This is a genomic window from Raoultibacter timonensis (genome assembly GCF_900240215.1).
Taxonomy (GTDB): Bacteria; Actinomycetota; Coriobacteriia; order Coriobacteriales; family Eggerthellaceae; genus Raoultibacter; species Raoultibacter timonensis.
The window spans coordinates 688,991-715,980 of record NZ_LT964679.1 but is presented as its reverse complement, the minus strand read 5'-3'; the positions used below and the strand labels follow the sequence as shown (position 1 = coordinate 715,980).

Here is a 26,990-nt window from a genome sequence, read left to right as displayed (position 1 = left end):
CCCCCCCGCCACGACTCGCCCGCGGGGGCGGACGATCATAGCCCCGCGTACGCGTCGGGCGAAGCGCCGGGGTGCTCGCCCGCCGACACGCGCGCCACCTCTTCGGCGAGTTCAGGATCCGCGCACTCCTTCGCGCGCATGGCCCTGTCCTTCGCGACCACGCGCTTGCGGAACACGAGGCTCAACGCCGTGTAGAGGGCCACCGTCATCGGCGCCACGAGCAGGAACGGCACGGCGAGGTTCCCCGTCGCGTACAGCGTTCCCGCGACGAGCGTGACGATGACGATCGTCGAGACGCCCCGCCAGTTCACCGCCTCGATGTACTTGAGCGACACGATGCCGCGCGTGCCGATCTTAAGGCCTCCGCGCACGATGTAGTAGTCGGTAATGAGCAGGAAGCACCACGACATCGTGAGGATGCTCCCGATGCCCATGAACGCGTTCACGCGGTCAAGGATGTTGCCGAAGATGAACACCAGGCCGATCAGGTTCACCGCGACCACGGCAGCGGGCCATTTCAGCTTGATGCCGAACAGGCTGTCGAACAGGTTCGATATGGCGTTGCTGCTGCTGATGGAGTTCGACGTCTCCACTTTGAGCTGCGAAAGGCAGATGATCACCAAACCCACCAGCCCGAGCGAGAGCACGAACGTGATGCCGGGGTTGGTGATCGCCGCATTCGCAGCGGCCACCTCGTCCAAACCCTGTCCGAGGAAGTACTCGTAGGACACGTTGAAGCCGTAGTAGGCCAACAACGCGCCGAACACGTAGGTGAGCACGGCGAACACGCTTCCGACCACCGAGATGGCGGCCATGTCGCGCTCGCGCTTGACGAACCGCGTGAAGTCCGACGAGAAGAGCGCCATCAAACCCGACGTCATGATGCTGTAGTTCACCGCATAGGCGAAGCCCTCGAGCTGCCCCACGTGCGGGATGAGCACCCCGTGCGTGAGGGCGTCGACGAGGTGCCCGTCCTGGGCGATGCTCGCCGTCACGAACAGGAGCGCGAGGAACAGCAGCACCACGAACACCATGTTGAACCGCGCGATGAACTTCATGCCGAAGAGCGACATCAGCACCCACGCGGCCGAAATGGCCAGGTACAGCACATGCTTCACGATCTCGTCGGTCCACCCGAAGTAGTAGATGATCGCGTTGCCGAGCTGTACGGTGCCGATGGCGAGCGTCCCCACGAGGAGGAATATCCAGATGAGCGAATCGAGAGCGGAGCCCTTGGTACCGAACACGTACAGGCGCGAGGTCACGTTGCTCGGCAGGCCCTCGCGAAGCGATATCCGCCCGACGAAGAACGTCAGAAAGACGCTGAGCGCGAACATGATGGCAGCCGCACCGAGGCCGAAGTAGCACCCGGCGTAGTACGCGACGATGCCGCCGCCCATGAGCTTGGTCAGGCTCGAAACGACGCCCGAGAGTATCGCCGCGACACCCGTCCAGCCGATCTTCTTGTCCTCGGGCACCTTTTCGAACAGGGACACCTGCTCGGTCGCAGAGCCCTTTCCCTCAGGTGATTCCATGGTAACCCAGCCTTCCCCCGTGCGATGCAGAAAGCGCGATTGCCGTTTCGGGCAGTTGCGCTGCCTGCATGCAAGTTAAAAGTCCAAAACCGTACGGCCCCCGCGCAACGCAAGACGCGCGCAGGACCCCGCCCCGTCAAAACCCGATCCGAACGACCTCGCGGCGCAGAACCGACGCCTTCCCGCGCGGCCTTGAGCCGCGGGGCCCCGCACCGCCATGCGGGGCCCCGCGAAAAACGCTTAGACGATGCCGATGTTCGCCATGATGATCATGACCACGAGGGCGCAGAGCCCGGCTCCGATCGAGATGGCGGCGATGTGCTTGTAGGAGTTCTTGTGATTCAAGCCCATGGCGGCCAGCATGCCGAACATAGCGCCGGAGTTCGGCAGCGCGCCGCCGATGGTGGCGGAGGTAGCGATGATCTTAGCAAGCGCCGCCGGATCGACGCCGGTCGCCAGATACGGAGCGAGGAAGTTGGCCGAGATGATGCCGACCGCGCCCGAACCGGATCCCATGACGCCGCCCAGAACAGCTGCCATCATAGCGGCCGAGACGTACGCACCGCCCGGCATGTTGAAGATGGCTTCGTAGATCGCCGTGAAGCCCACCGAAGCGGCGGCGACGGTGCCCACGCCAACGGCGGCGGAGGTGAACAGCGCCGGCCCGAGCGAGTTCTTGGCACCGGCGCCCATGACGTCGCGCTGGCTCGCAATATGCTTGTTGAACACGATCATCGATGCGATGACGGCGACGATCATGGCGATGTACACGACGTTGGCAACCTGCAGCTGCGATCCCACGATGATGATGACGATGAGCAGGATGAGCGGAAGCAGGGCCAAGAACAGGTTCGGAAGCTCTTTGTCCTCGGCAACGACGCCGTCTTCCTCGGCTGCCTGGTATCCCTCGCCTTTGGCCTGGGCGCGCTTGAGCGCGAACTTGATGTACAGGCACGAAACCACGATGGCGATCAGCGAGCCGACGATGCCCATGATGGGAGCCGCGGTCAGCGAGACGCCGCATCCGTTCGCAGCGTTGATCCATGCGATGGCCGGAACGCCGGGGATCATCGCCATGGTGAACGAGCACGCCGCAAGCGACCAGGCGGCGGCGAACAGATGCCACGGGATGTTACATTCCTTGAACAGCGGCCGCGCCAGCGGGATGAGCGCGAACATGGCCACGAACATCGATATGCCCGCGTAAGTGAGGATGGCGCCTACGGCAGCGATACCCAGCAGCACCAGATACGGGCTCTTGGTGCCCACCTTGTTCATGATGGCCTGGGCGATGGCTTTAGCGGCACCCGACTTGTCGATGTATTCGCCCAGAATGGCGGCGCCCATGAAAATGAGCAGGTTCTTCTGGACGAATCCAGCCAAACCGGTCACGTACGACGATTCGTTGCCCACCATGGCGGCTCCGATGTCCATGCCGTTGGTGAGCGCGATGATGATAGCGGTTACGATGGATGTGATGAGAACGTTCCAGCCCTTCATGGCTGCAATGACGAAGAACACGAGGCCGACGATGATGCCGACGACTCCTATCCACTCCATGAAACTCCCCTTTCGTTTCTCGTCCGCCCATGGCGGACGTTCCGATTCGTTGGCGCCCGTGCGGGATGGCCCGCAGGGGCGTCCGGTCCGTTTCCAAAACCGGCATTCGCAGTCTGGCGGAAGAGCGCCCTGCACGCTTTGGAAGCGAATCCCCACGTTGGCAGCGGCGGAAACCGCCGCTGCCGCTCGCAAGCAAAACTGCGGCCGCGCGTTCGCCGATCACGTTGGCCGCGAATCGGCGAACGCCCCTGGCCCGATGGCCGGCAGGGCCTTACGCCATGTCGTTGCGCGTAGCGCGCATGAGCTCGGCCATGCTCTCATGCTTCATGCGAAGCTCGCTGCGGCCGATGGTTCCGCTCTCGAATTCCGTCAGATCCTCCTTCGTTTCGAACATCGTTCCCAGATCGCCGCGCTGGCGGTTAAGCTCGATGGCCCGCTCGGCATCGAAGGGAACGAGCGGCTCCTTCTCGCGCTGCGGCCAGATGAGGTAGGCCGGCTCGGTGATCTCGGGAGACGGCATCCCCTCCGCCCAGCGGATGTCGGTGTACTTCTCGATGAGCTCGTCGAGCGGACCGAAGTCGAACGCCCGCAGGGGGCACGACGCGGCGCACAGGGGCTTAAGGCCCTCCTCCAGACGGTCGATGCACATGGTGCACTTGCTCATCTTCTCTCCCGGATCGTCGGAAGCGAACTTCGGCGCGCCGTAGGGGCAGGCGTCGTAGCATTTGCGGCATCCCGTGCACTTGTCCTGGTCGACGAGCACCGCTCCGTAGGTCTCCTCCTTGTAGATCGCGTTCTCGGGGCAGGCGGGAATGCACGAGGGCTTCTCGCAGTGAGCGCACGAGTACGCAAGCGGATGGATGCGGATGTTCGGGAACGTACCGCTCTCCCACTCGTACACGGTCAGCCATTTCTCGGCGCCCGGGTCGATCGAGTTCCAATCCTTGCACGCGATGCTGCATGCCTGGCAGGCGTAGCAGCGGTTCTGATCGAAGTGGAATCCGTACTGCGTCATTACAGGGCCTCCTTCTCTCCCAGCGCTTTGCGCGAGGCGATCGCCGTCGCCGCACCGCGCATGCCCGAACGCTCGGCCTCGGGACCGTAGCCCTCGACATCGCCGTCGGCAACCTTCTCCACCTCAACGAGTCCCGCCGTGAGCAACGTGCCCAGGATGTTGGGAAGATGCACGTCGTCGAGCAGGATGTTGGGCGCGCCGCGCATGTCCATGCCGTACGGGTTGCGCTCGGTTTTCTTGCCGCCGCCCTGGAACCATGCGCCGTGGTGCACGGCGGCCGTTCCCGGCATCATGCGGTTGGTCACGTAGGCGGCGAGCTCCATCTCGCCCGTCTCGCTGAACACGCGCACCAGATCTCCGTCCTTGATGCCGCGCGCCTTCGCGTCGACGCCCGAGATCCAGACGCCATGTCGGTAGCAGTCCTCACGCAGAAGCGGGTTGTTGTCGTTCGAAGAATGCTGGCGGTACACCGAAACCGGCGTGACGAGCGACAGCGGGTACTCCTTGGCTTTCGGATTGTAGAAGCCGTCGGCCGCCGCAGTGGCGATATCGCCCTCGACGTAGCTCGGCTCCCACACCGGCATCGGATCGAAATGACCGCGCCACCTGGTCTTGGTGAGATCGTTGTTCTTCACGTAGCTCGACACGAACTCGATTTTGCCCGATTCGGTCTGGAAGGGATTCATACCCGCTTCGAGGCAGGTTTTGTACGGGTAGTACGGCGTATCGATCGGGATGCGCACGACGGGGTTCTCAACGAATTCGTCCCACGGCTTGGGATCGATGCCCATGCGCTTGAGAACGCCGGATTTGTCTTCGGCCCACTCCTCGTACGCCTCTTTGTAGATGGCGCGCTGGGCGGCGGTCCAATCCTCCCACGCGACGTCGACCATGCGCGGGTTGTACTGCTCGGCCACGCCGAGGCGCTTGGCGATCTGGGTCCACACCCATTCCTTCGAGCGTACCTCGCCGGGATACTCGCAGCCCGCGTCGCTGAACACGAAGTAGTTGCGCATGCCCGACGGGCCGCTCACGAAGCGCTGATGGCCGTACATGTACTGGTCCATGCCCTCGAACTGCCACACGGGCGCCGGCAGCACGATGTCGCAGAACTCCATCGACGGCTGGTTCTTGTGCCACTGGAAACCCCAGTTGAACTCCGTCGAGGCGAAGCCTTCCATGCGCTTGTTCGTGTCGTGGTGGTTGTTCACGTAATTGTTCTCGATGATGAGCATCTGGATGTTGGGAAGCGGCGAATCGTCGGTCGGCGCACCGATGCGGTGGCGGAACTCGTCTTCGCTCATGCGGCCTTCCCAGTAGTCCTTCTGGCAGGCGAGCGTCTCGGTGAGTTTGTTGTTGTTGCAGAGCACCGGGATCGTGTAGTCGGAGGGCGCCTGCTTAAAGTCGGCGAAGGGCGTGGGGATGCGGCCGGGCGTAGGCAGGGCCGAGCCGGTCTGGCATCCGCCCGGGCACGCGATGTTGCCGGTCATCGTCTGGAGCAGCATGGCCGCCGCCGCGCTGTACTCGCCGAGATGGCGCTTCGCGCAGGAGTAGAAGTACTGCAGATGCACCGGTTTGGTGGTGCCGTAGAGCCGCGCGAACTCGCGGATCGTCTCGGCGGGAACCGCGCAGATGGCCTCGGCCCACTCGGGCGTCTTCGCCACGCCGTCCTCGCCCTCACCCAGGCAGTAGGCGCGCCACTCCTTGAAGCCCTCGGGCTCGACCCACTCGGCCACGTACTCGTGGTCGTAGAGGTCCTCTTCGAAGAGCACCTGCGCCATGGCCAAGAGCATCGCGAGATCGGTACCGGGACGGATGGGAATCCACTGGTCGGCGAGCACTTCGCAGCTCGCGGTGTAGCGCGGATCGACGACGATGGTCTTCACACCGTACTCGTGCGCAAGCTGCATGTAGTAGGACGTCGGGCCGAACCAGTCGACGACCGGATCCATGCCCCACATGATGATGAGCTTGGAGTTGAACACGTCGGACGCCTCGAAGCCGGGAAGCGCCGGGCTCGTGCCGCTCACCATCGATTTGGTGAGGTCGAAGCCCAGGTGGAAGTTCTCGCCTGCGGTGTGGCCCGAGGTCGAATGGTCGCCCCAGAACCCGAAGCTCGCCGGCCACCACTTGGCAAGCGGGAAGCCGTTCTTGCTGAAGCTGCCGTACTGGGTGTGGAAGATGCCGAACTCGCCGTACTTCTCTTTGATCTCGATCATTTTCTCGGCAATGGTGTCGAGCGCCTCTTCCCAGCCGATCTCGACGAAGTAACCCTTGCCGGGGCCCTTCTCGCCGATGCGCTTCATAGGATGGGTAAGGCGCGTCTCTCCGTAGAGCTCTTCCTTCCACGCGTGCCCCATCGAGCAGGGGCGCATCTGCACCATGCCGCGCCAGATGCTCTCCCACTCAACATCTTCGCGGCACATGCCGGCATTGACGGTGTCGTCGGGTTCGACGGCGATGAGCTTGCCGTCCTTCTCGTGGCATTTCAGGATGCAGGCGGAATCCCAGCACCCGTTGTTCGGGCACGACGTATAGAAAATCCGCTCGCCCTTGCGTGCCTCTCGTCTCGCATCGATGATATCTTGTTTATCCACCGATTCCTCCTCGTCTTGCGTCGCTGATACGGCGACTCGATTGCGGTGTCGGATCGCGGAGGCATCGATCATGCAGTGCGGGGTCCCCATCGGTGCGCTCCGGTTCTGACCATGGGGCAAAGAATACGGCGGTTTACGGCGATCGGAAACGTCACCCGCCGATTCGCCGTCGCAATCGGTTTCCGCCGCTGTAAGGTGCGCTTACATGCAGGTTTTGCTTACCGCGGCTGCATAGCGGGCTTGACGGCGGGGCGGCCTGCGAAGAAAACGCTGCGACCCGAGCGTCAGAAAGGCGGCGCCTGCGAAGCGGGAAACGGGAAGCGGGCGCACGGCGGCAACGGGCGGCCACAGCGCGTTCGGATCGCACTGGCTGCGGTGCTCAGGCGTGTTTCCCGAAGTAGCCCTCAGGAACGTTCTCCCTGATGAATTCCATGAATAAACGCGCTTGGTCGGACATGATGTGGCCCGTATGCCACGTAAGATCAACCGGGTAGCGCATGGGGTCGGTATCGACCTTGAACCAGATGAGGCCCGGCTCGTTGCGATACCGCTCCGCAACGCATTCGGGAACGCTCGCCCACCCGAGCCCCGCCCGGGCGCCGTTCACCATGGCCTCGTGCGTATCGAACTGCGCCACCATGTTGTGATCGGTCAGCGATATGCCGTATCGCTCGCGAAAATGGCGGTTGCCCACCATGTGGCGGCCCGAATTCCATTCGTATATGATCATGGGCCACTTGAGCAGCGTTTCGATCGAGACCGGCTGCGGAACCGAATTGAACGGGGGCTTGTCGGGTGCGCAGTACAAAAGGCGCTTGTAGCCGAGCGTTTCGCGCGACAAGCCGTCTTCGAGCGGCTGGTTTTCGAGTATGGCGAAATCGAGCTTGCCGGCTTTGAGCTTCTCCATAAGCTCGGGCTCGTAGCCCGCATCGAGGTGCACGAGGGCTTCGGGATGATCGTCGTGGAATTTCTTGACGAGGCCCGGCAAGAGCGCAACGCCGTCGTTGAAGCTCATGCCCACCTCGATGGTGTTGTCGAAATGCTCGTCGACCGCCGCGAGTTCCGACGCGAGCGCGTTTTCGAGCGTCGATATCTTCTTGGCGAATTTCGTGACGATCTGGCCCGCCGCCGTGGGAACGACACCCGTCGAGGTCCGCTCGTAGAGCTTCGTGCCATAGCGCGCTTCGATGGCGGCGATCTTCTGCGAAAGCCCCGGGCGCGACATGTACAGCCGCTCCGCCGCTTGCGAGAGGCTCTTCGTCTCCGATATGACCATGAATATCTCGATGTCGTCCAGAAGCACGCGGCAACCCCCTTGTTCGAACCGCTCGGGCGGAAAGCATGCCCATTGTACCCTTTCTTGCCGAGACAGTCATACCTTTGGGGTTTCGCGAAGAGAAGCACACCGAAGCCCCAGAATCGGTAACGTACGTTCAACATCTTGGAACATTCGCCCGATTCGATACCGGTATACAATTACCTGCATGTATACTGCCAAGTATCGCTTAGTTCGCATACCGCGCTTCGAATACGCTCAAAGGAGGCAAGACGATGTCGTATCCGCACAGGTTCTACCTGTCGTTTTACTCGTGCGGCTACCGCATCATGCCCGACCCCGAGATAGACGGTGCGCACGTCGAGGCGCCCCGTCCTCAAACCGTGCCGTGCGGCCCGACGCCTCCCGACGAGCCCGAGCCGAAGCGCATCAGCCGCTTCAACTTCACCGGAACCGCGCGCCCGGACAATCCCGCCCTGCTCAGCCCGATCGAGGCATACCGCCAGCGCAGGCGGGCAGGACGGCGGCGCACCGTCGGAGCGTTCGTCGTGCTCGTCCTGCTCATTTGCTTCGGCATCGGAACGGTGGCCTTGGGAGTCGCGCAAAGCAGCGCCGACGCGCTTGACGAATCGAACGTTTTCTCGGGAGCGCTGCCCTTGCTTCCCTTCTCGGACGACCCCAAGGCGGCGAGAGCCGCTACGAGCACGCCGCAGCAGGATTGGAAGCAGGGTACGGTACCGAGTCTGTACCAGAACGATCCGCAGTGGTCCGCCAAGCCCTACGCCTCGTCCACCCTCGGCGCATGCGGGCAGGCTCCGCTGTGCATGGCCATGGTCAACGTCGCGCTCACGGGGTCGCACGACGTCCTTCCCATGGATGCCGCCAAAACGATCGAAGAAGGCGGGTTCGCTTCCAACGGCGCAACCGATGCCTCTTTCATCCCCGAAACGGCAGCCGCCCTCGGTCTCGACGCCGTCGAAGTTTCGGCTGACGAATCGAGCGTGCGCAGGCAGATCATAGCGGGCAAGCCCGTCATCTGCGTTATGGGACCCGGCGATTTCGCCGAAACGCAGAGTTTCATCGTGCTTTCGGGCATCGACATGGACAGCAAGCTCGTCGTCCACGATCCCGCAAGCGACTCGCGCAGCAAAGGCTGGGATTTCGAGACGATTCTCGGCCAGGCCGAGTCGTTGTGGGCGATATCGGCGCCCGCCGCTTCGGCCTAGCGGACGCAAGCGGGCCACCGCGGTTTCGCAAAGCAGGCTGTGCGGCGATGGTACAATGGATATCGGCCGCCGGAAGGCGGTCGCGCCGTAGCCTTGCCACCGATCGCGAAAGTCAACGATATGATTTACGATAACGTCCTCGACGCCATGGGCCGTACGCCTATGATCCGCCTCAACCATCTCTCGGAACCCAACGCCGCGCAGATCCTCGTGAAATACGAAGGCATCAACATCGGCGGATCGATCAAAACCAGGACGGCGTTCCAAATGCTTGCTGCCGCCGAAAAGCGGGGAGAGATCGGACCCGGTACGATCATCGTCGAACCGACGAGCGGAAACCAGGGCATCGGGCTCGCGCTCGTGTGCGCCGTCAAGGGGTACGCCGCCAAGATCATCATGCCCGATTCGGTGAGCATCGAACGGCGCAAGCTCGTACGCCACTACGGCGCCGAGGTCATCATCGTGCACGACGAGGGCGATATCGGCAAATGCATCGCCGAGTGCATCGCCACCGCCGAGCGCATGGCCGAAGAGGATTCCCGCGTCTACATCCCCCAGCAGTTCGAGAACGTCGACAACCTGCTCGCCCACAAGTACCACACCGCGCTTGAAATCCTCGAAGACGTCGAGGGGCCCATCCACGGCTTCTGCGCCGGCATCGGAACAGGCGGCACCATTTCGGGCGTCGGCCAGGTTTTGAAGGCTCTCTACCCTGATGTTTCCATCTGGGCGGTCGAACCCGAAAACGCCGCCATCCTCTCGGGCGGGGGTATCGGCACGCATCTGCAGATGGGCATCGGCGACGGGCTCATCCCCGATATCCTCGATCAGGACATCTACGACGACGTATGCGTGATATCCGACGAGGAGGCGCTTGAGACCGCACGCCAGCTCGCCCGCGAAGAGGGCCTCATGGTGGGCGTGTCGAGCGGAACGAACGTAGCCGCGGCACGCAGGCTGGCGCGCAAGCTCGGTGCGGGCAAAACCGTGGTCACCATCCTGCCCGACACCGGCGAGCGCTATTTCTCGACCGAGCTGTTCGACGAGTAGGCAGTTATGGATCGTCCAGCGTTCATCCCCGCGGAAGAGAAGAAGCGCATCTACCTCATCCTTGCGGACGAATTCGGATTCGGAAACGACACGCCGATGGCAACCGTAGCGTTCTCCCTCATGAACGCAGGCGTCGAGAAAGAATCGTACGGCTATGCCAAGCTCAAGGCCTTTCTAGCCGATCTCGGCGAGTTCCTCTCGTTCACCGATATCGTCGCAGGCGGCGTACCTCAACGCCTGGTTACCATCGTTAAGCGCGAGGAGTGGGAGGCCGAGCGTCTGAAGAGAAACCGAGCGGCAGCTGACAAGGACGGCGAGCGCTCGTCGGCCGTCGACATCACCGCGAGCGCTTCGCCGGAGGAAAACAGCACCATCCGCCAAACGCAGGGCGCACCGGCACGCACCCTAGCCCCGAGCAAAGAACTCGAACGGTTCGCCTGGCTCGGGCCATGGGACGATCTTCTCGAATCGCTCGCCGATATCGCGCTGCCCGAGGTGTGGGAATTCGAATCAGCTTCAGCCGACCCGCGTCGCAAGAGCATTCTGCGAAGCTACCTGTCTACCACGTTCTACCGCCTGAAACTCGAAGACAAAGTGTGCATTGACGAGGATGCGGGGTTCGCGGCGTTCAACACGGGGCTCGTAAACGGCCGCTACGATGACATCTACGCCTGCTTTACGCCCGGCACCGGACAAAGCGCATGGCGTTTCGCGGGATTCTGCACCAGCGGCGCCCGCGGCCTCGGCAAACGGCTCGTCAACCTGTTCAACCCCCTGCCCGAACCAGCCTCCTATTTCAAATGCAAGGACGATCTGCTGTTCGATCTCGAAAAGAACCTTATCATCGATTTCGATCACATCGTGATCGACAACATCCATCGACTTCCGCATTCGCTCCTTGAAGACGAGCTGAGAAGCAATGACGAAGCGCTCCGTTTGCTCGCGGACGCAAAACCCATCGGCAGCGACTCCGAACGGAAAGCATCCTATGCAAAGCTGCGCGAACTCCTGGAAGAAGAAGACCGGTTGTTCAAACGACTTCGGCTGCGCGTCAGCGAAGCGGTGGAAATGGCCCGACGGAGGGTGCGGTGGAATTTCAGGACCGCCATCCCCTCGTACTATCCGCGCATGAATGCGATGAGCCTGCTGCTCCCCCTCTGCCTCGTCGACGAGCTGCACGCCGATGCTGCGCTCGTCGTGCAGCTCATGGCTTCGGGCAATTATCAGGGGCAGACGATCCTCACGATGGAGCAGGCCTACATGAACGCGCGTCTCATCTGCCGCCCCGACAGCGATTGGCTTACCACGCTGCCTTTACGGGAAGAAAACTGAACCGGCGAATCCGATAGGCCGAAAGCGGCTATTCCGCGCTTATCCGCATGTGCTGGTACGCCACTTGAACCCTTGCCGCATGATGGTTGCGGGCAACGATCTCGGCGAGCGCGTCGAGCGGTAGGCGGTACGTGTTGCTGTTCTCGGAAACATGCATGCCAACGACCTGCTCGAGTTCGTTGCAGAGCAGCCGTTCGAGTAGCTCGGCCGATTGTGCGTTGGAAAGATGCCCGCCGTCCGAGGCGATCCTGCGCTTGACCGGATAGGGATAGGGCCCCTCTAAGAGCATCTTCGCATCGTGATTGCTCTCGATGGCGAGGATGCGGCATCTCTCGAGATGCGCGTACGCGGCATCGGTCACGATGCCCGTATCGGTCATGAACCCGAGCGCATCGTCGCCCGATCCCTCGATGCGGAACCCGAACGACTCGACCGAATCGTGCGAGGTGGCAAACGGATGAATCAGCATGCCGCCGAGGCCGATCGCGCCTTCGTCGGAGAACGGTCGGATATCGGCCACCGCATCGAGGGCCCGCACTTCGGAGCTCTGCGCATGCACGCGTTCGCTCACGAATACCGCAGGCTCCAAACCGAGCTTTCCCATCCCGCGCAGCACAACGCCGAGCCCTTTCGTGTGGTCGGTGTGCTCATGTGTAATGAGAATGCCCGCTATATCATCGAGCGCAATCCCCGCCTCGTCGCATCGGGCAAAGAAATCGCGCTTGCAGATACCGCAGTCGATGACGGCGGCTTTGCCGGCGGCGTCGTCGACGACAACCGAGGCGTTGCCCCCGCTCCCGCTCGCGAGCACATGGAGTGAGAGCCCCATGCTACATCCGCGCCACGATGCCGGTTATCAGGCGCTTGAAATCGCCTTCGCGCATCTTTGCGCAATCCATGACTTCCTCGCCGTTCGGGGAGGCGCCGCCGACGCCGTCGACGGATCCCACGCCCGCAGCCATGTTTGATACGAGCGAGATACCGAGCACTTTCATGCCCAGATGGCGCGCCGCTATCACCTCTTCGCACACCGACATGGCAACCGTATCGGCGCCCCATGAGCGAAACGCGCGGATCTCGGCGGGCGTTTCGAAGCTCGGACCCAAGAGTCCCAGGTACACACCCTCCTGTACGCGCACATCGCCCTCGCGAGCCGATTCATGCGCCAGAGCGCGCAATTCGGGATCGAACGAGTCGGTCATGCTGAAGAAGCGCTCCGCCAGCTCGGCCGCTTCGGGAGCAGCTACGGGGTTTCGCCCCGTCATGTTGATCTGATCGGCCATGATACAGAAATCACCTTCACGATAGCTCTCGTTGATGCCGCCCGCCGCATTGGTGGTGATCATCTGCTCGATGCCGAGGCGCGCCATGAGCCAGATCGGAAAGGCAACCTCCTGAGCCGAGTTTCCCTCATAGGCATGCAAACGGCCCTGCATGGCGAGTACCTGCTTGCCGGCCAGCTCGCCGCTTACGAAGCGACCCACATGGCCCTCCGCCGTGCTCTTCTTCATATGGGGGACCTCGCCGAACGCCACGTAGATCGGGTTTTCCATCTCGTTGGCAAGCGGGTTCAATCCCGAGCCCAAAACGATGCCGATCTTCGGCGTACGGCCGTTGAGGCGCTCGCCGACGAACGCGGCGGCTTCTTGGAGGTTTTGGGCGAGAACGTTTTCGGACACGGTTGGCTCCTCTCAGCGGCGAACGTAGCGGATTGCGCAGCGGTCGTCGCCACGCGCAATGGTCTTGGGCAGATCGAGCTCTACGCCGTGCGCTTCGCCGATACCGCGATCACCGCACATGGCGATATCGCACAGTTGGGCGATGCGCTCATCGGAGAGACCCTGCTTCTGCCACGCCTTGACAAGCGGGCAGTAGTGAAAATCGATCGAGAGCTTGTCGTCGGTGCATTCCACCACATCCATCTCGAACACGATTTGCGCGCTCTTGGTAAACAGCACCTTCCTCAAACCCTTAAGGCTCTTGGTTTTGCTCTTCGCGATGATGTCGGCACCCTGGGACAGCCCGCAACGTTTGACGGCCTGCGCAGCGAAATCGTCGGCATCGAGACCCCGTTTCTCGGCTTCTTCCACCAAAAGAGAAAGCCAGAGCGCTCGATGCTCAAGCTGTTCACGCACTTTGACGAACAGCGGAAACTTGTTCTTCGGCTCGTTCACGATCCTGCTCATCGCCCATCCTCGCATTCCCCGCAACCCTTGCGCGCAACCAATACGCGCGGCCTGCCCGTCAGATCCTCGACGATCGTCGTCACCGCAAACCCCGCGTCTTTCGCTGCGGCAGCCGCTTCGTCCAAGCACGTTTCATGCAGCTCGACCGCCAGGGTGCCGCCGGGCCTCAGAGCGCGCGCCGACCACAGAGCGAGCGGCCTGAACAGATCGAGGCCGTCGTCTCCCCCGTCGAGCGCCAACGAAGGCTCGAAGTCCGCTACCTCCTTCGGGATCTCGGCGAGCACCGCGGTGGGAATGTAGGGCGGATTCGAGATGACGAGGTCGAACGAACCCACAAGCCCGCTCGGCACCGCTTCGCCGAGGCTGCCCTCGAGAACCTCGATGCGGTCGGACAGCCCGAGCGCCTCGGCGTTCTCGCGCGCAAGAGACACGGCCTCGGAAGCGATGTCGGTGGCGATCACCCTCGTCTCGGGGTGCTCGTAAGCGATCGAACAGGCAATGCATCCCGACCCGGTGCACAGGTCGGCCACAAGCAGCTCGCGCCTTTCTTCGGGAATAGCCTCATCAACCGGCTGCGCCTCAGGTGCGTCTTCGGGTGCACCGTCCTCCCCGCCGCCATGCAGGCCGCTGCCTGCGAGCCCATGGGCCGCATCAGGTCGCCCATCGCTCTCGCGGAGCGCGTCGGATTCGAAAGCGTCGGCGGCGATCCGCTTCGGCGGAGCCGGAAGCGCGGCCAACCCCTCGCTCACGAGCACCTCGGTTTCGGGCCGCGGGATGAGCACGCCGGGCTTCACCTTCACCGAAATATGGCGAAAACCCACCTCGCCGGTGATGTACTGCAACGGCTCCCCACTGCCCCGCCGCGATACGTAGGCGCGCAGCGTATCGCGCTCCCCCATGCTCAACGGTTTGTCGAAATGGGCGTACAGCTCGATGCGCGAAAGGCCGGTCGCCTCGCTCAAGAGCCATTGCGACGAAAGCCGCGGATTCTCGTCGCCCTTGCGCTCGAGGTAGCCTTGCGTCCAATCGAGCGCTGCTTGTATGGTCCAGGTATCATTCATACATCGATTGTAGCAAAAGGCGGCAGAAAGGACTCAGAGAATCGCAAAGCAGCAGGCGACGTCGACGAATGCCGAGGACCGCCCCGCAAGAACGGCAGCAGGCATCGCAATCACGTTTCATCGTCGATCGCGAACCGCCATGCACAGCTGCACGCCTCCTCGACGACATCGGGAAAACAGCTCACGCATTCGCAGGTTATACGCTCGTCGATCGCGTTCGCAAATCCGGCGTACTCGATCAACCCTACCGATTTGCACGGATGGAATGCCATGCCCTTGCGTGCGCGCGCCGCCTGAACGCGGCACTCAACGACGCGGTAGACGAGCGCATCGCCCTCGTATCGCACGTCGGCCGCACTCGACAGCGTATTGAGCTTGAGGGCCAGTGCGGCTTCGAGGCCGTCGAGCCCCGCCCGTTCGGGCAGGTCGAGGAACCTCTTGAGACGTTTCGCCTCGCTTACCGTGAAACGCTGCCATGCGCGTTCGTCGTGATGCATGGCGGCGTCCATGCCGCACTCGTCCTCGACGGATTGAAACCACGTGCCGTCGATGGCTATGAGGTTCTTCGAGCACAGTTCGACAAGCTCGATAAGCTGTTCTTTGGAAAGGGCTTCGAGAGCCGTGTTCGTGCTCGCAGGATCGCTACCGCATTCGGGCGCAACCACTACACGGCCTGCTCGAGCTTCTTTGCGCGGTCTGCCGCCTGCAGCGCCGTGATGAGTTCGGCGAGGCCCGCGCCGCCCGCACCCAGAAGCACGCCGTTATACGTGCCGTTGTAGCCGATGCGATGATCGGTCACGCGGTCTTGCGGACCGTTGTAGGTGCGGATCTTCTCGGAGCGGTCGCCCGTCCCGATCTGGCTGCGGCGCTCGGCGCCCTCGGCCGCCTGCTGTTCGGCGAGCATCTTCTCGTAAAGGCGCGCGCGCAAAACGCTCATGGCCGCGATCTTGTTCTGCAGCTGCGATTTCTGATCCTGCGATTGCACGACGAGACCCGAGGGGAGGTGCGTGATGCGCACCGCCGAGTCGGTGGTGTTGACGCACTGGCCGCCCGGTCCGCCCGCGCGGTACACGTCGATGCGCAGATCGTTCTGGTTGATCTCGACCTCGACCTCGTCGGCTTCGGGCAGCACGGCCACGGTCGCCGTGGAGGTATGGATACGGCCCTGGCTCTCGGTCTTCGGAACGCGCTGCACGCGGTGCACGCCGCTCTCGAACTTCATGACCGAATACACTTTGTCGCCCTTCACCTTGAACTGGATCTCCTTGAAGCCGCCCGCCTCGGAAGCCGATATGTCGAGCGTTTCGGTCTTCCAACCCTGCTCGCCCGCGAACCGCTCGTACATCTTGTAGAGGTCGCCCGCGAAGATGGCCGCCTCGTCGCCGCCCGCTCCGGCGCGGATCTCGACGATGATGTCCTTGTCGTCGGCAGGATCGGCGGGAATGAGCATGAACTTGATATCTTCTTCGAGCTGCGGAAGCCTCGCTTCGATACCCGCGATCTCTTCCTGTGCGAACTCTTTCATATCGGCATCGGAGAGCATCTCCTTCGCCGCTGCCAGATCCTCGGTTGCCTGCACGTATTCGCGCGCCTTCGCAGCGAGCGGACCCTGGCTCGAGAACTCCTTCGCAAGGCGGTTGTACTCCTTCTGATCGGCGAGCACGGCAGGATCTCCCAGCCTTCGCTCCAGATCTTCGTACGCCTCGATTATCTTTCCAAGCTTCTCTATCATCAATATTCCTCTTTGGCTTCATGCATGGTTGAACGACGCGGGCGGGATACGCCTGCGCGCCCGGCACAGCCCGACGAAACCGGGCTCAAACCGCAACTGGATATGGTATCACGAAGCCAGGTACTCCGCAGCACCCTCCGCAGTATTCGCACCATCGGATACCGCAGTGGTAACCTGGCGCAGCGCCTTCGTACGCACGTCGCCCGCTGCGAACACGCCGCAGACCGAGGTATGTCCCAACTCGTCGGCCACGATGTAGCCCCCGTCGAGTTCGAGTGCGCCGCCGAGGAATTCGGTGTTGGGCTCGGTGCCCACCGCCACGAACAGCCCCGAGCAGTTGACCTCCTCGGTTTCGCCCGTATCGTAATGCTCGATGATGACGCCGCCGAGCATGCCGTCTTTGGCCAAGAGCTCCTTTACGCCCGAGTTCCACACGAACTCGACCGTATCGATCTCCTCGAGCATCTTGTGGTAGATCGCCGTCGCGCGCAACGTATCGCGCCGGTGCACCAGGTACACCTTACGTGCGATGCGCGACATGTAAATGGCATCGGCAACGGCGGTGTTGCCGCCTCCTACGATGACCACATCGCGGTCTTTGAAGAAGTTCCCGTCGCACGTTGCGCAGTAGGAGATTCCGCGACCCTGCAACTCCTCTTCGAGCTCAAGGCCGAGCTTGCGCGGCTTGGCTCCCGTGGCCACGATGACGCTCTTCGCCCGATACGTCGCGAACCCGCTGTTCAGCACCTTGGGGGACGCATCGAAATCGACCGAGAGGATCTCCTCTCCGATATTGTACGCACCGAACCGGTCGGCTTGCTGCTTCATGGAAAAGGCGAGGTCGAACCCGTTGATGCCGTCGGGGAACCCCGGGTAGTTCTCGATATGCTCGGTTTGCCCGAGTTGGCCGCCCGGCGTGATGCGCTCGAACACCGCCACGCTCAAACCCGCGCGTGCAGCGTAGAGCGCCGCCGTCATACCGGCAGGACCGGAGCCGATCACCGCAACGTCGAATACCTTATCCTGAGCTTCCGCTTCCATATGCGCTACGCTCCTTTGCAGACTGTCGTCCATACTGTTGGCTTGCCTATACCTTACCCCGTTTCGCACCGCTTTGCCAACCGCCGACCTCAACGAACGCGTAACGATTCGGGTGAATGGGCGAAGATGCCGCAACGCCAAGGTAACGGTTCCCGCCGCCCGGCCGAAAGACGGTTTAGATAGAAATACGAATCAAAATCACGGAACAGAAGCGCGAACCTGCGGAAAAAGGAGCCTCCATGATGCCCGAGCGATCAACCGCCAAAACCGACGAGGTACAACCGCCCGTCAATCGTCATATGATCTACCTTGCCGGAGGCTGCTTCTGGGGCCTCGAGGCGTACCTGAAACGCCTGCCCGGCGTCATCGAGACGCAGGTGGGCTACGCGAACGGGTCCACCGAATACCCGTCGTACCGCGATGTCTGCACCTACAACACCGGCCATGCCGAAACGGTTGCCGTCGTCTACGACCGCACGGTCCTTCCCACCGCCATCCTCCTCGAAGCCTTCTTCGAAGCGATCGATCCCACCTCGATCGATCGGCAGGGCAACGATACGGGCACCCAGTACCGTTCCGGCATCTATTACGTTGACATGAACGACGTATCCATCATCGAGACCAGCCTGCGAGAACTGCAGAACCGCCACGAAAAGCCCCTCGCCATCGAAACCGAGCCGATCGACGGTTTCTATCCCGCCGAAGAGTACCACCAGGCCTACCTCGAAAAGAACCCCGGCGGCTACTGCCACATCGACGTGCATGCAGCCGATGAGTTCGCGAAACGCAAGGGCCTCGGAAACCGTACCGTGCTGCCGCCCGAGTTCTACGCCGAGGCACTCGACGACGATGCCGATCCGGCCGAATCGGCCCAGGTACCCGACCTCGCCGACACCGAACCGTCCGCAGACGGCCTCATCGACGCGGCGTCTTACCCGAAGCCCGCAGACAGCGAACTGCGCCGCATGCTCACGCCGCTTGCGTACCGCGTCACGCAGGAAAGCGAAACCGAGCGTCCCCACACGGGAGCCTATGCCCGAACGTTCGACAAGGGCATCTACGTCGACATCACCACCGGTGAGCCGCTGTTCACCTCGATCGACAAGTTCGAATCGGGCTGCGGTTGGCCGAGCTTCACGCGGCCCATCGCCAAAGAAGTCGTTACCGAGCGCATGGACACGAGCTTCAACACGCTGAGAACGGAGGTGCGCAGCCGCGCAGGAGACGCTCACCTCGGACACGTCTTCCCCGACGGCCCCGAAGAGGCGGGCGGCATGCGCTACTGCATCAACAGCGCCGCGCTGCGCTTCGTCCCCTTCGACGAACTCGACGACGAGGGTTACGGCTATCTCAAACCGCTGTTCGACGAGTTCGAAGCAGAGGAAAGCGAGCTGCGCGGGCTGACGGCGTAGCATACCCGCGACCCGTCGCTCGATAGCGGACGACCTGGGGCGTCTTGGGAAGCGCGATGCCCGACGAAAGCGGGTGGTGCCGCATGCCGGCGAGACGGGCGAATCCGGCAACGCGACGCTGGCCTCGAACATCCGACTACGATCGCAGACAGCGAAAGAGGCCAGGGCAAAGAGCCGCTGGCCTCCGATTGAACGACGTTTTCCGCAGCCGGGCTTTCTCGGCCCGGCCCCATGGCATTGCCTAGTCGAACATCGCCATGATCTGAGCTTTGGGCTGAGCGCCAACCGTCTGCTTCTTAACCTGGCCGCCTTCGAACAGGATCAGGGTGGGAACGCTCATCACGCCGTAGCGCGAGGCGATCTCGGGGCTCTGATCGATATCGAGCTTGTAAACCTTGGCCTTTCCGTCCATTTCCTTAGTGATCTCCTCGAGCGTCGGCGCCAGCATCCGGCAAGGACCGCACCACGTCGCAAAGAAGTCGACCAACACCGGCTGCTTTTCGTCAAGCACCTTGCTCTGGAACTCAGCCGAAGTGATAACCTCGCTCATTACAACCTCCTTAAGCTGCGGGTCTTTCGTTCCCGCTCGCACGCTCACCTCGCGATTCGCATGCTCATCTTGTATTGAGTCCATTGTAACGGTTCTCTTGTCCCGAGGATACTAGTGTTGCCATTTGGGAAACAAATCGACGTTTTTCCGACGAACGGTAAGAAACGCTATACTATTCGATTGACAGAAGGGACAAGACAGCATGCAAGAAACACCGAAGCCCACACCCGAACAGCGCGTCTGGCAATCGAACCTCCACGAACCCTCCTACATCGGCTGCGAGGTTTCTCCGGTAAACCTCGTGCTGGAAGGCGGCGCCATGCGCGGCCAGTTCACCGCAGGGGTGCTCGACTTTTTCATGGATCAGCGATTCTGGGCGCACCACGTTATCGGAACCTCGGCCGGAGCGCTCAACGGTTACAATTACGTCGCAGGCGAAGACGGCAGGACGTGTTACCTCAACACCAAATACTGCAGCGATTGGCGCTATCTTTCGATGAAGAGCTTCGTGCGCACCGGCAACGCCTTCGGCGTCGAGTTCACCTTCGATACGATTCCCAACGAGCTCGAGCCATTCAATTACGATGCGTTTCGCTACTCCCCCATGAAGCTCACCACCGTCGCAAGCAACCTTGAAACGGGCGAAGCCGACTACTTCACATTCGGAGATCCCAAAGAAGACCTCCCCTACCTCATCGCCTCGTCGGCTATGCCCCTCGTCAGCAAGATCGTCACGTACGACGGAAAGAAAATGCTCGATGGCGGAACATGCGACAGCGTACCGATCCTGTATTCGATGCTCACCGGCGTGAAGAAGCACGTGGTCGTGCTCACCCAGCACGACGGCTACGTAAAGGAGCCGAACAAGCTCCAAGCGCTCGCCTCCCGCCAGTACAGCGATTACCCCCACTTCGTCGAGCGCATGCGCTACCGGCACTTCGAATACAACCGCCTGTACCGTGCGCTGCCGAAAATGCACGATGACGGCAGCGTGTTCGTCATACGTCCGCCCGAGCCCGTAACCATAGGGAGCATGGAAAAGGACGCAGACAAGCTCTTTGCGCTCTACGAGCAGGGCTACGAGACCGCAGCGCATGCCTGGCCCGCCTTGAAACGGTACCTCGGAAGCGATCTTCGCCCGGTCACGGCATAGCCGCTATTCCCCCTCGTGCTCGCCGTCCGTCGGCTCGCGCTTCGCATCTCGCTTTCGATCGGCGGCGTTCGCATCGTCTTCCCTGAACTGCGCGACGAAGCCGGCAGAGAAGATGCCGGCGGGAATGGCAACGACGGCGATCGAGAGCACCATCGTACAGAACCCGATGAACCGGCCGATCGGCGTGATGGGCACCAGATCGCCGTAGCCGGTCGAGGTGATGGTGGTCATGGCCCAGTACATGCCCGTGAACACGCTGTCGAACCTCTCGGGCTGCACGGGGTTCTCGACCTGGAACATGAGCACGCTCGCCGTTACAGTGAGCAGGGCGAGTACCATGAACGCGGCGACGATCTCGTGGCGCCGCTTCTCGAACACGCGGCTGATCGAGCGAATGCCCTTCATGTAGCGGGATATCTTGATGAGACGCACGAGGCGGATGATGCGGATGCCCGAGAGCATCTGAGCCGTTACCGGAACGAACCAGGAAACCATGCCGGGCAACCACGCGAGCAGGTCAATGATGCCCATGATCGACATCGCGTAGCGCATGCGCGCCCGCGCCGGCGTCATATCGGGATGGGCGATATCGGCTACCCAGACCCTCGTCGCGTACTCGATGCCGAAGCATACCGTCGATGCGATGCCGAACACCCAGAACGCGGTGTACACCCAAAGGGGGAACCCCGGCTGCGCCTCCGCGAAAACCAGCAGCGCGTTTGCCACGATGAGCACGAAGATGAGCGTGCCGAAGATGCGGGCGGCAACGCCGCCGCGGCGAACGTCATCGGTCGCGAAGAAGGCGCGCCGTTTCAGCGCAGATGCCTGTGATAGCCGCACGTTATCCGGACCCGCTGCAGTCAACGCCCTACCGTCCCGTCTCTTGTGGGGGCTGCTCGTCGCGCAGCCGGTCCACCAACTCGTCAAGCGCATCGATCAATGCCGTCTGATCGCCTTCCATACAGTATATGGTATCCTGCGCGATAATCGCCATGCCGTCGCCGGGGAACCCCGGATCGAATTGTATTATCCCGCAGCGCGACCCGCTCTCGTCGAAGAAGGAAACGGCCGAGCTGTATCCCCCCACGTAGCCTTCCCGGGATTTGTTCCAGGCACTCACGGATTGGGCGGCGGTAAACGTTTTCCCGTTAACGAGGCCGATCAGGTTTTTTACAGCTGCGGCATCGTTCAGCGAACGCGTACCGCTCGGCCCGAACGTCGGATAGTTGTACACCTCGGCATACGAAACCGAATCTTCGTCGATCTCCACCGTCAACGCATCGCCTTCCAAAGAGAACCATGCGACGGCAGAATCGCCTCCGCGAGCCCCATCGCTCGCTTTCGGCAATCCGTCGGAACGGGGTTGCGAAGGCTCTTGCCCCGTCATCGGCAGAACAGCCCATACGAGCACGGCACCGAGAACAACAAGGCAGGCGCACGCGGCCGCCAAGCCGATCGCCGCACGTTTCAACTTCGATGTTTGCATAGAGGCGAACCTTCCGAAAAAACGCGCTTCGGGCTCGAAGGCCCCTTACTTCGCCGCGAGCGTCACGGCCGTGCCCGAAGCGGTCACCATGAGCATGTTTCCCTGGCCGAGCACCTCGTAGTCGACATCGACGCCGATAACCGCGTGCGCACCCATTCCCTGAGCGCGCTGCTCGAGCTCTTGGAGCGCCTCGGTGCGCGCCTGCATGAGCTCCTCTTCGTACCCGGCACTGCGGCCTCCGACGAAGTTGCGAATCCCTGCGCCAAAATCGCGAAGGAAGTTGATACCCGTGATGACCTCGCCGAACACGATGCCGTAATAGCCGGTAACGGTATAGCCCTCGACTTCGGGTGTTGTGGTAACGATCATGGTTCGTCCTTTCATCCTGTTGCGCTATCGTAAACCATCTCTGGCACCGAGTGCCCCGACCTTATGGCGTTTCACGAAACCCGCAGGGTGACGGTGTATAATCTCCAAACACGCCCGAACCAAGACCGGCCAGAAAGGCTCATCCAGCATGCCCGTCGACCTCATATCGCTCGCCGTCATCGCACTCGTCGCCGCCGTCTCCCCCATGATCGCCCAGCTGATTCCGGGAAAACCGATTCCCGAAGTCGTATTCCTCCTGGTTGCCGGCGCACTCCTCGGCCCCTACATGGCGGGGCTCATCGACATGACCGATTCGGTAGAGCTGCTCTCCGACCTCGGTCTTGCGTTTCTGTTCTTGCTTGCGGGATACGAGATCAATCCCAAGCATCTGACCGGCTCGCAGGGCAAGCGCGGCCTTGCAACGTGGATCGTCACGCTCGGCCTCGGGTTTCTCGCCGTCAGGCTCACCCCGTACTTCTCGATCAGCCACGTTGACGGCATCGCCGTAGCCATTGCGCTCACCACCACGGCGCTCGGCACGTTGCTCCCCATCCTCAAGGAGCGCAATCTCATGGATACGCGCGTCGGCGAATCGATACTAGCCTACGGCACGTACGGCGAGCTTGGACCCGTTATCGCGATGGCGCTTCTCCTTTCGTCGCGCGCCGAATGGAAAACCGTGCTCATCCTCGTCGCCTTCATCGGCGTCGCAGTGCTTGCGGGAGCGTTTTCGGCAAAAGCCAAGAAAGCGGGCGGCGCTGTATTCAGGTTCCTTACGGCCAACGCCAACACCACTGCGCAGACCGCTATGCGCGTCACCGTCTTGCTGCTCGTCGCGCTCGTCGCGCTTTCGGCCATCTTCGACCTCGACATCGTACTCGGCGCGTTCGCAGCCGGATTCGTCCTGCGCTACGTGATACCCGAGGGCGATCACGACCTCGAGATGAAGCTCGACGGCATCGCGTACGGGTTCCTCATCCCCGTGTTCTTCATCGCTTCCGGCGCGAAGATCAACCTATCCGCCGTATTCACGCAACCGGCCCTGCTCGTCGGTTTCATCTTCATGCTGCTGCTCATCCGGGCTGTGCCGATCTTCATCGCCCTCTCGACCGGCAAAGATACGCGCGATATGTCGCCCAACAGCCGCTTGACCGTAGCTCTGTACTGCACCACCGCTCTTCCCATCATCGTTGCGGTCACGAGCGTCGCTGTAAAGGTGGGAGCGATGCCGCAGGACACCGCCTCGGTACTCGTATCGGCCGGTGCGATCACCGTGTTCCTCATGCCGTTTCTCGCATCCATCACCTACCGCGTCGTCGACGCCCAGCCCATCGTCGCGGTTAAGGAGATCAGCAAGAACCCGCGCGAGATCGGCAGCATCCTGCGCGATCACCTGGCCCTCGAGCGTATGCTCGCCAAGCAGGATACGGCCATGCGGGCCGCATCGTTCGGACGGGCGAAAGCAGCCGATTTCCTCGCCCACCATACCGGGCGCGGACCCATGGAGACCTGGCTTCCGAACGATCACATCGACCGCGCGAACGCCCTCATCCAAGGAACCGAGCTCGACCCCGCGCTCTGGGAGGAAATCAAGCGCCAGGGCGATACCGAATGGTCGGCCGCAAAGCACAACGGCGACAAAGCATGGGAGCACCTCAAGACCGAAGGCGACCTGCGGTGGTCTGCCGTTAAAAAGGTGGGAGATCAGACCGTGGAAGCCCAGCAAAGCGGCAACTGGCAGGACAAGGCCGCTGCCCTGCAGAGCCGAACGGCTCTGCGCAACGCTGCCGAGGAGAAGCGCGACGAGCTCGCCCGCAGGGCTTCCGCAGCCCGCGCAGCCCACGCCGATCGCGTGGCACTGCTGTTCGCCGAGGAGCAGAGCAGGCGCCTCGCAGAATTCGAAAAGCTCGGCGATGAGGAGCGGGCGCAAATCGAAGCTGCGCGCGCCAGTCGCCATACGGATCGCCATACGGCTCGCGAAGTGCGCCGCTCCCTCAGGAAAGAGGAAGGCCGCCGGTTCGGGCGTGGCTACGGATCGTGGGGCGCAGGCAGCGGCGAGGGCGACGAGGACGGGCTCGGAGCAGACGATGGGATCGAACGCAAGGCCGATACGCCCGACGGGAGCGCCGACAGGGGAAAAGGCCGCGAAGGCAGATAGGATGCGGGCCGATCTCCGGCGATCGTCCGCCTCAGCGGTGCCCGCCGGAGCGGCACCGTCAAACGAAGCCGTCGGCTCGCGGCTACTTTCTCAACCGAGACGCCTCGGGATGAGATTCGAGGCAGAGGTCGAGCATCGCCTCGAGGTTGTCGGTCTGGTCTTCCGCAGGATCGTCGTATTCGAGCAGCTCCTCGACCGTCATCGAGAACCCGACTGCCCCGTGCTCGTTCCAAAGCCCCTGTAAAGCTTTGTTGGGATAGCTCCCCGCGTCGAGTTTGAATCCGAGGCCGTTGATGAGCGCGGCGGTATCGGTGGCAGACCCGAAGAAAACATCGCCGGTCGCCGCGCACTCGATACGCACGATGCCCATGGGCGGCTTGCGCATTCGGTAGTCTTTGAGCATCTGTCTTCTTGTCTGCCGGTCCATGTCGTTCGCATCTCCCGTCGATTCCCGCCAGTGCGGTTCATTATTCCGCAGGCCGCGCATACGCGCAACAAACGCTCCGTAGAGTCAGCCGTACACCCGCCGAACCAGGTCCTCCTTGCGATTGACGCCCGTTTTCCGGTAGATGTGGCGCACATGGGTTTTCACCGTATTGTCGGAGATGAAGAGTTCCCCCGCAATCGACGCGAAGCTCCTGCCGTCCAACAGCAGAAGGAGAATCTCCTCCTCTCTGCGGGTAAGATCGAAATCACGCGCCGCCATGGCGCACACGATAGCGGGATCCCGTTCCGAAACGAGATCGTCCGATTCGCCGGCCGCACGCGCATCGCCCGCAGCCTTCCCCGCTCCTCCGTCCCCCGCATCGGCAGCAGCCCCGCCCGGAGCACGATGGGCGTCGGGCGCCCGCATGCGGCACATCTGCAGATAGGCCACCGCAGCAGCCGCATCCCGACCCTCCCACCAGCGGGAAAGGAGCAGGTACAGCACCGACGTGGCGAAGCAGAGCACGACGACGAGCCCAGCCGCCCCCGCAGTGCCGAAAGAATCCGATGCAAGGGGACATCCGACCACCGCCGCAGCGAAGGACACGGCCCACAAAGCAACCGCACGATATGCGGCCCTGCTGGGCGATTTCGAGAAAAACGCCCGAACGACCGCCATGCAGAGTCCGGCGAACAGCGCGGTCGCACCGAGCAGCATCAAAGCCAGCCAGCCATCGAACAACATGCACCTCCTGCATTCGCCCTCGCATGTCGGAAGAACAGCGTACCAAAACACCGCTTCGAATGGGACTGGATTCGGGGTGATATAAATCATCATTGCCCGACTTTCCCCGTTCGTGCTAGGGTTTTCGGTGCGAAACAAGCCCGATTTCTGCGGTGCCTGCAAACAGGCAGCAACCGCGAACGACCGATACGGCATCCACGAGCAACCTCGAAGGAGCAGTAGATGAACAGGACCCGAAGAACGGCGCGAACCGCAATCGGCCTATGCTGTCTGGCGATTTCCGTCCTCGCACTCGGATGGCTGGTAGGCCGCTATATCCCCGGCGAACCACGCGAACCGCTTGCAGCCGCACACGACTCCGGAGGCGGTGCGAAGTACTACGGTAGCCTCCTCGAAGCCGACGAGATCGTCGACGTCGACGCCGGAACGGTTTACGCCGTCGACGCGCTGACGTTCGGAAAGAAATACCGCACGGGCGAAAGCGGACTCGCCCGCATGACCGATGCCGAACGGCAGAACGTAACCGCTGAAGAGAGTTGGGAGTTCGATTACCCGAATCTCGAATTTTCGGTCGTTGGCGCCAAAGCGGTGAGCATGGACGCGTTCAAAGAATGGTATCCCCACTTCGCAGCCGTCGAGCAGCGGGCGCTTGACTCCACCCGCCCGACGGCTCGCCCCGAAGCCCGCGTGATTCTCGTCGAAGCGACGGTCACCAACACCGGCGCCGAGGCGGCCGCACTGCCGGATCCCCTTCTATGGAGCGGCGATATAGCCGGAGCCGACGATCGCCTCCTCAACGGAAAGCCGTGCAACCGCGATCTGATCGTCGAGCTTTACGGCGAGCCGTCCGACGAGTTCGTATCCTATACCGTGCTCGACAGCTGGAACGTCATCGAAGCGGGTGAAACGCAGACGCGAACCTATCCCTACGTCGTCTGCCGGGGCGATCTGGCAAGCAGCGCTTCGCTCGACGATCTCGACCTGGCGAATTACTGCCTTGCATTTTCCGACTACGATCCGGCAACGATCTACCGCTTCTGGCTCGCATAGCAAAGGAGCCCCGGAAGCATCCGGGGCCCT

25 protein-coding genes are annotated in these 26,990 nt (G+C 62.2%); 7 read left to right on the top strand and 18 right to left on the bottom strand.

Features of this window, described 5'->3' with window-relative positions; translation table 11 throughout:
• Nucleotides 1-35 precede the first annotated feature (35 nt).
• From C1722_RS03110 to C1722_RS03090, 5 genes are all read right to left on the bottom strand, one after another.
• Entirely contained in the window at nt 36-1,535 is a 1,500-nt protein-coding gene (locus C1722_RS03110) for a purine-cytosine permease family protein (RefSeq protein ID WP_102377947.1), read from the bottom strand.
• 240 nt (nt 1,536-1,775) lie between these two features.
• Complete coding sequence (locus C1722_RS03105) at nt 1,776-3,095, bottom strand: GntP family permease (RefSeq protein ID WP_102377946.1); 1,320 nt, start codon at nt 3,093-3,095, stop codon at nt 1,776-1,778.
• A gap of 271 nt (nt 3,096-3,366) precedes the next feature.
• Nucleotides 3,367-4,110: a 4Fe-4S dicluster domain-containing protein gene (locus C1722_RS03100; protein ID WP_102377945.1), complete on the bottom strand. Its 744-nt coding sequence runs from the start codon at nt 4,108-4,110 to the stop codon at nt 3,367-3,369.
• Nucleotides 4,110-6,707 carry a molybdopterin-containing oxidoreductase family protein gene (locus C1722_RS03095; protein ID WP_244902421.1) on the bottom strand — a complete coding sequence of 866 codons (2,598 nt, stop codon included), beginning with the start codon at nt 6,705-6,707 and terminating at the stop codon, nt 4,110-4,112. Before C1722_RS03095 ends, C1722_RS03100 begins: the two co-directional genes overlap by 1 nt.
• Nucleotides 6,708-7,086: 379 nt before the next feature.
• Nucleotides 7,087-8,010: a LysR family transcriptional regulator gene (locus C1722_RS03090; RefSeq protein WP_102377943.1), complete on the bottom strand. Its 924-nt coding sequence runs from the start codon at nt 8,008-8,010 to the stop codon at nt 7,087-7,089.
• 248 nt (nt 8,011-8,258) lie between these two features.
• Here C1722_RS03090 and C1722_RS03085 point away from each other — a divergent pair, with 248 nt between their 5' ends.
• From C1722_RS03085 to C1722_RS03075, 3 genes are all read left to right on the top strand, one after another.
• Nucleotides 8,259-9,209, top strand: coding sequence for a C39 family peptidase (locus C1722_RS03085; RefSeq protein WP_102377942.1), 951 nt, complete (start codon nt 8,259-8,261; stop codon nt 9,207-9,209).
• 120 nt (nt 9,210-9,329) lie between these two features.
• Nucleotides 9,330-10,259: a cysteine synthase A gene (gene cysK, locus C1722_RS03080; RefSeq protein ID WP_102377941.1), complete on the top strand. Its 930-nt coding sequence runs from the start codon at nt 9,330-9,332 to the stop codon at nt 10,257-10,259.
• Between the two features lie 6 nt (nt 10,260-10,265).
• Nucleotides 10,266-11,591: a DUF3825 domain-containing protein gene (locus C1722_RS03075; RefSeq protein ID WP_102377940.1), complete on the top strand. Its 1,326-nt coding sequence runs from the start codon at nt 10,266-10,268 to the stop codon at nt 11,589-11,591.
• 28 nt (nt 11,592-11,619) lie between these two features.
• Here the strand turns inward: C1722_RS03075 and C1722_RS03070 are convergent, their stop codons facing one another.
• The 7 genes from C1722_RS03070 to trxB form a co-directional block, all read right to left on the bottom strand.
• Nucleotides 11,620-12,420 (bottom strand): MBL fold metallo-hydrolase, encoded by an 801-nt coding sequence (locus C1722_RS03070; protein ID WP_102377939.1) that lies wholly within the window; start codon nt 12,418-12,420, stop codon nt 11,620-11,622.
• Between the two features lies 1 nt (nt 12,421).
• Entirely contained in the window at nt 12,422-13,270 is an 849-nt protein-coding gene (locus tag C1722_RS03065; protein WP_102377938.1) for a purine-nucleoside phosphorylase, read from the bottom strand.
• Nucleotides 13,271-13,282: 12 nt separating this feature from the next.
• Nucleotides 13,283-13,777 carry an L-2-amino-thiazoline-4-carboxylic acid hydrolase gene (locus C1722_RS03060; RefSeq protein WP_102377937.1) on the bottom strand — a complete coding sequence of 165 codons (495 nt, stop codon included), beginning with the start codon at nt 13,775-13,777 and terminating at the stop codon, nt 13,283-13,285.
• Nucleotides 13,774-14,838 carry a N5-glutamine methyltransferase family protein gene (locus C1722_RS03055; RefSeq protein ID WP_102377936.1) on the bottom strand — a complete coding sequence of 355 codons (1,065 nt, stop codon included), beginning with the start codon at nt 14,836-14,838 and terminating at the stop codon, nt 13,774-13,776. Before C1722_RS03055 ends, C1722_RS03060 begins: the two co-directional genes overlap by 4 nt.
• A 110-nt stretch (nt 14,839-14,948) precedes the next feature.
• Complete coding sequence (locus tag C1722_RS03050; protein ID WP_102377935.1) at nt 14,949-15,503, bottom strand: DUF6125 family protein; 555 nt, start codon at nt 15,501-15,503, stop codon at nt 14,949-14,951.
• The gene (gene prfA / locus C1722_RS03045) at nt 15,503-16,570 is read right to left on the bottom strand and encodes a peptide chain release factor 1 (protein ID WP_102377934.1); all 1,068 of its coding nucleotides are present in this window, start codon (nt 16,568-16,570) and stop codon (nt 15,503-15,505) included. Before prfA ends, C1722_RS03050 begins: the two co-directional genes overlap by 1 nt.
• A gap of 108 nt (nt 16,571-16,678) precedes the next feature.
• Nucleotides 16,679-17,611 carry a thioredoxin-disulfide reductase gene (gene trxB, locus C1722_RS03040; RefSeq protein WP_180995015.1) on the bottom strand — a complete coding sequence of 311 codons (933 nt, stop codon included), beginning with the start codon at nt 17,609-17,611 and terminating at the stop codon, nt 16,679-16,681.
• 239 nt (nt 17,612-17,850) lie between these two features.
• On the opposite strand from trxB, the gene msrB reads away from it, so the two are divergent.
• On the top strand, nt 17,851-19,023 hold the full coding sequence (gene msrB, locus C1722_RS03035; protein WP_102377932.1) for a peptide-methionine (R)-S-oxide reductase MsrB: 1,173 nt from the start codon (nt 17,851-17,853) through the stop codon (nt 19,021-19,023).
• 241 nt (nt 19,024-19,264) lie between these two features.
• Here msrB and trxA read toward each other — a convergent pair whose 3' ends face one another.
• Complete coding sequence (gene trxA, locus C1722_RS03030) at nt 19,265-19,657, bottom strand: thioredoxin (protein WP_425319334.1); 393 nt, start codon at nt 19,655-19,657, stop codon at nt 19,265-19,267.
• A 118-nt stretch (nt 19,658-19,775) separates the two neighbouring features.
• On the opposite strand from trxA, the gene C1722_RS03025 reads away from it, so the two are divergent.
• Nucleotides 19,776-20,726, top strand: a complete 951-nt coding sequence (locus C1722_RS03025; protein ID WP_102377930.1) for a patatin-like phospholipase family protein — start codon at nt 19,776-19,778, stop codon at nt 20,724-20,726.
• A 3-nt stretch (nt 20,727-20,729) separates the two neighbouring features.
• Here the strand turns inward: C1722_RS03025 and C1722_RS03020 are convergent, their stop codons facing one another.
• Genes C1722_RS03020 through C1722_RS03010 form a run of 3 tightly spaced genes read right to left on the bottom strand, consistent with a single transcriptional unit; the run spans nt 20,730 to nt 22,581 of the window.
• Nucleotides 20,730-21,566: an ion transporter gene (locus C1722_RS03020; RefSeq protein ID WP_244902420.1), complete on the bottom strand. Its 837-nt coding sequence runs from the start codon at nt 21,564-21,566 to the stop codon at nt 20,730-20,732.
• A 28-nt stretch (nt 21,567-21,594) separates the two neighbouring features.
• The gene (locus tag C1722_RS03015) at nt 21,595-22,212 is read right to left on the bottom strand and encodes a hypothetical protein (RefSeq protein WP_102377928.1); all 618 of its coding nucleotides are present in this window, start codon (nt 22,210-22,212) and stop codon (nt 21,595-21,597) included.
• Nucleotides 22,213-22,257: 45 nt separating this feature from the next.
• Nucleotides 22,258-22,581, bottom strand: a complete 324-nt coding sequence (locus tag C1722_RS03010) for a heavy metal-binding domain-containing protein (RefSeq protein ID WP_102377927.1) — start codon at nt 22,579-22,581, stop codon at nt 22,258-22,260.
• Between the two features lie 148 nt (nt 22,582-22,729).
• On the opposite strand from C1722_RS03010, the gene C1722_RS03005 reads away from it, so the two are divergent.
• Nucleotides 22,730-24,739: a cation:proton antiporter gene (locus tag C1722_RS03005; RefSeq protein WP_102377926.1), complete on the top strand. Its 2,010-nt coding sequence runs from the start codon at nt 22,730-22,732 to the stop codon at nt 24,737-24,739.
• An 82-nt stretch (nt 24,740-24,821) separates the two neighbouring features.
• Here C1722_RS03005 and C1722_RS03000 read toward each other — a convergent pair whose 3' ends face one another.
• The gene (locus tag C1722_RS03000) at nt 24,822-25,166 is read right to left on the bottom strand and encodes a GIY-YIG nuclease family protein (protein ID WP_146040591.1); all 345 of its coding nucleotides are present in this window, start codon (nt 25,164-25,166) and stop codon (nt 24,822-24,824) included.
• An 84-nt stretch (nt 25,167-25,250) separates the two neighbouring features.
• A complete protein-coding gene (locus C1722_RS17270) occupies nt 25,251-25,910 on the bottom strand; it encodes a helix-turn-helix transcriptional regulator (RefSeq protein ID WP_244902419.1) in 660 nt (219 codons plus the stop codon).
• Between the two features lie 222 nt (nt 25,911-26,132).
• Here C1722_RS17270 and C1722_RS16835 point away from each other — a divergent pair, with 222 nt between their 5' ends.
• A complete protein-coding gene (locus tag C1722_RS16835; RefSeq protein ID WP_180995014.1) occupies nt 26,133-26,960 on the top strand; it encodes a hypothetical protein in 828 nt (275 codons plus the stop codon).
• Nucleotides 26,961-26,990 lie beyond the last annotated feature (30 nt).

Coding starts and splice junctions, on each gene's coding strand:
- C1722_RS03075 (WP_102377940.1), top strand. CDS start 10,266: ATGGATCGTCCAGCGTTCATCCCCGCGGAAGAGAAGAAGCGCATCTAC.
- C1722_RS03110 (WP_102377947.1), bottom strand. CDS start 1,535: ATGGAATCACCTGAGGGAAAGGGCTCTGCGACCGAGCAGGTGTCCCTG.
- cysK (WP_102377941.1), top strand. CDS start 9,330: ATGATTTACGATAACGTCCTCGACGCCATGGGCCGTACGCCTATGATC.
- trxB (WP_180995015.1), bottom strand. CDS start 17,611: ATGGAAGCGGAAGCTCAGGATAAGGTATTCGACGTTGCGGTGATCGGC.
- C1722_RS03105 (WP_102377946.1), bottom strand. CDS start 3,095: ATGGAGTGGATAGGAGTCGTCGGCATCATCGTCGGCCTCGTGTTCTTC.
- prfA (WP_102377934.1), bottom strand. CDS start 16,570: ATGATAGAGAAGCTTGGAAAGATAATCGAGGCGTACGAAGATCTGGAG.
- C1722_RS03055 (WP_102377936.1), bottom strand. CDS start 14,838: ATGAATGATACCTGGACCATACAAGCAGCGCTCGATTGGACGCAAGGC.
- C1722_RS03100 (WP_102377945.1), bottom strand. CDS start 4,110: ATGACGCAGTACGGATTCCACTTCGATCAGAACCGCTGCTACGCCTGC.
- C1722_RS03025 (WP_102377930.1), top strand. CDS start 19,776: ATGCAAGAAACACCGAAGCCCACACCCGAACAGCGCGTCTGGCAATCG.
- C1722_RS17270 (WP_244902419.1), bottom strand. CDS start 25,910: ATGTTGTTCGATGGCTGGCTGGCTTTGATGCTGCTCGGTGCGACCGCG.
- C1722_RS03005 (WP_102377926.1), top strand. CDS start 22,730: ATGCCCGTCGACCTCATATCGCTCGCCGTCATCGCACTCGTCGCCGCC.
- C1722_RS03070 (WP_102377939.1), bottom strand. CDS start 12,420: ATGGGGCTCTCACTCCATGTGCTCGCGAGCGGGAGCGGGGGCAACGCC.
- C1722_RS03015 (WP_102377928.1), bottom strand. CDS start 22,212: ATGCAAACATCGAAGTTGAAACGTGCGGCGATCGGCTTGGCGGCCGCG.
- trxA (WP_425319334.1), bottom strand. CDS start 19,657: ATGGACTCAATACAAGATGAGCATGCGAATCGCGAGGTGAGCGTGCGA.
- C1722_RS03010 (WP_102377927.1), bottom strand. CDS start 22,581: ATGATCGTTACCACAACACCCGAAGTCGAGGGCTATACCGTTACCGGC.
- C1722_RS16835 (WP_180995014.1), top strand. CDS start 26,133: ATGAACAGGACCCGAAGAACGGCGCGAACCGCAATCGGCCTATGCTGT.
- C1722_RS03085 (WP_102377942.1), top strand. CDS start 8,259: ATGTCGTATCCGCACAGGTTCTACCTGTCGTTTTACTCGTGCGGCTAC.
- msrB (WP_102377932.1), top strand. CDS start 17,851: ATGATGCCCGAGCGATCAACCGCCAAAACCGACGAGGTACAACCGCCC.
- C1722_RS03000 (WP_146040591.1), bottom strand. CDS start 25,166: ATGGACCGGCAGACAAGAAGACAGATGCTCAAAGACTACCGAATGCGC.
- C1722_RS03060 (WP_102377937.1), bottom strand. CDS start 13,777: ATGAGCAGGATCGTGAACGAGCCGAAGAACAAGTTTCCGCTGTTCGTC.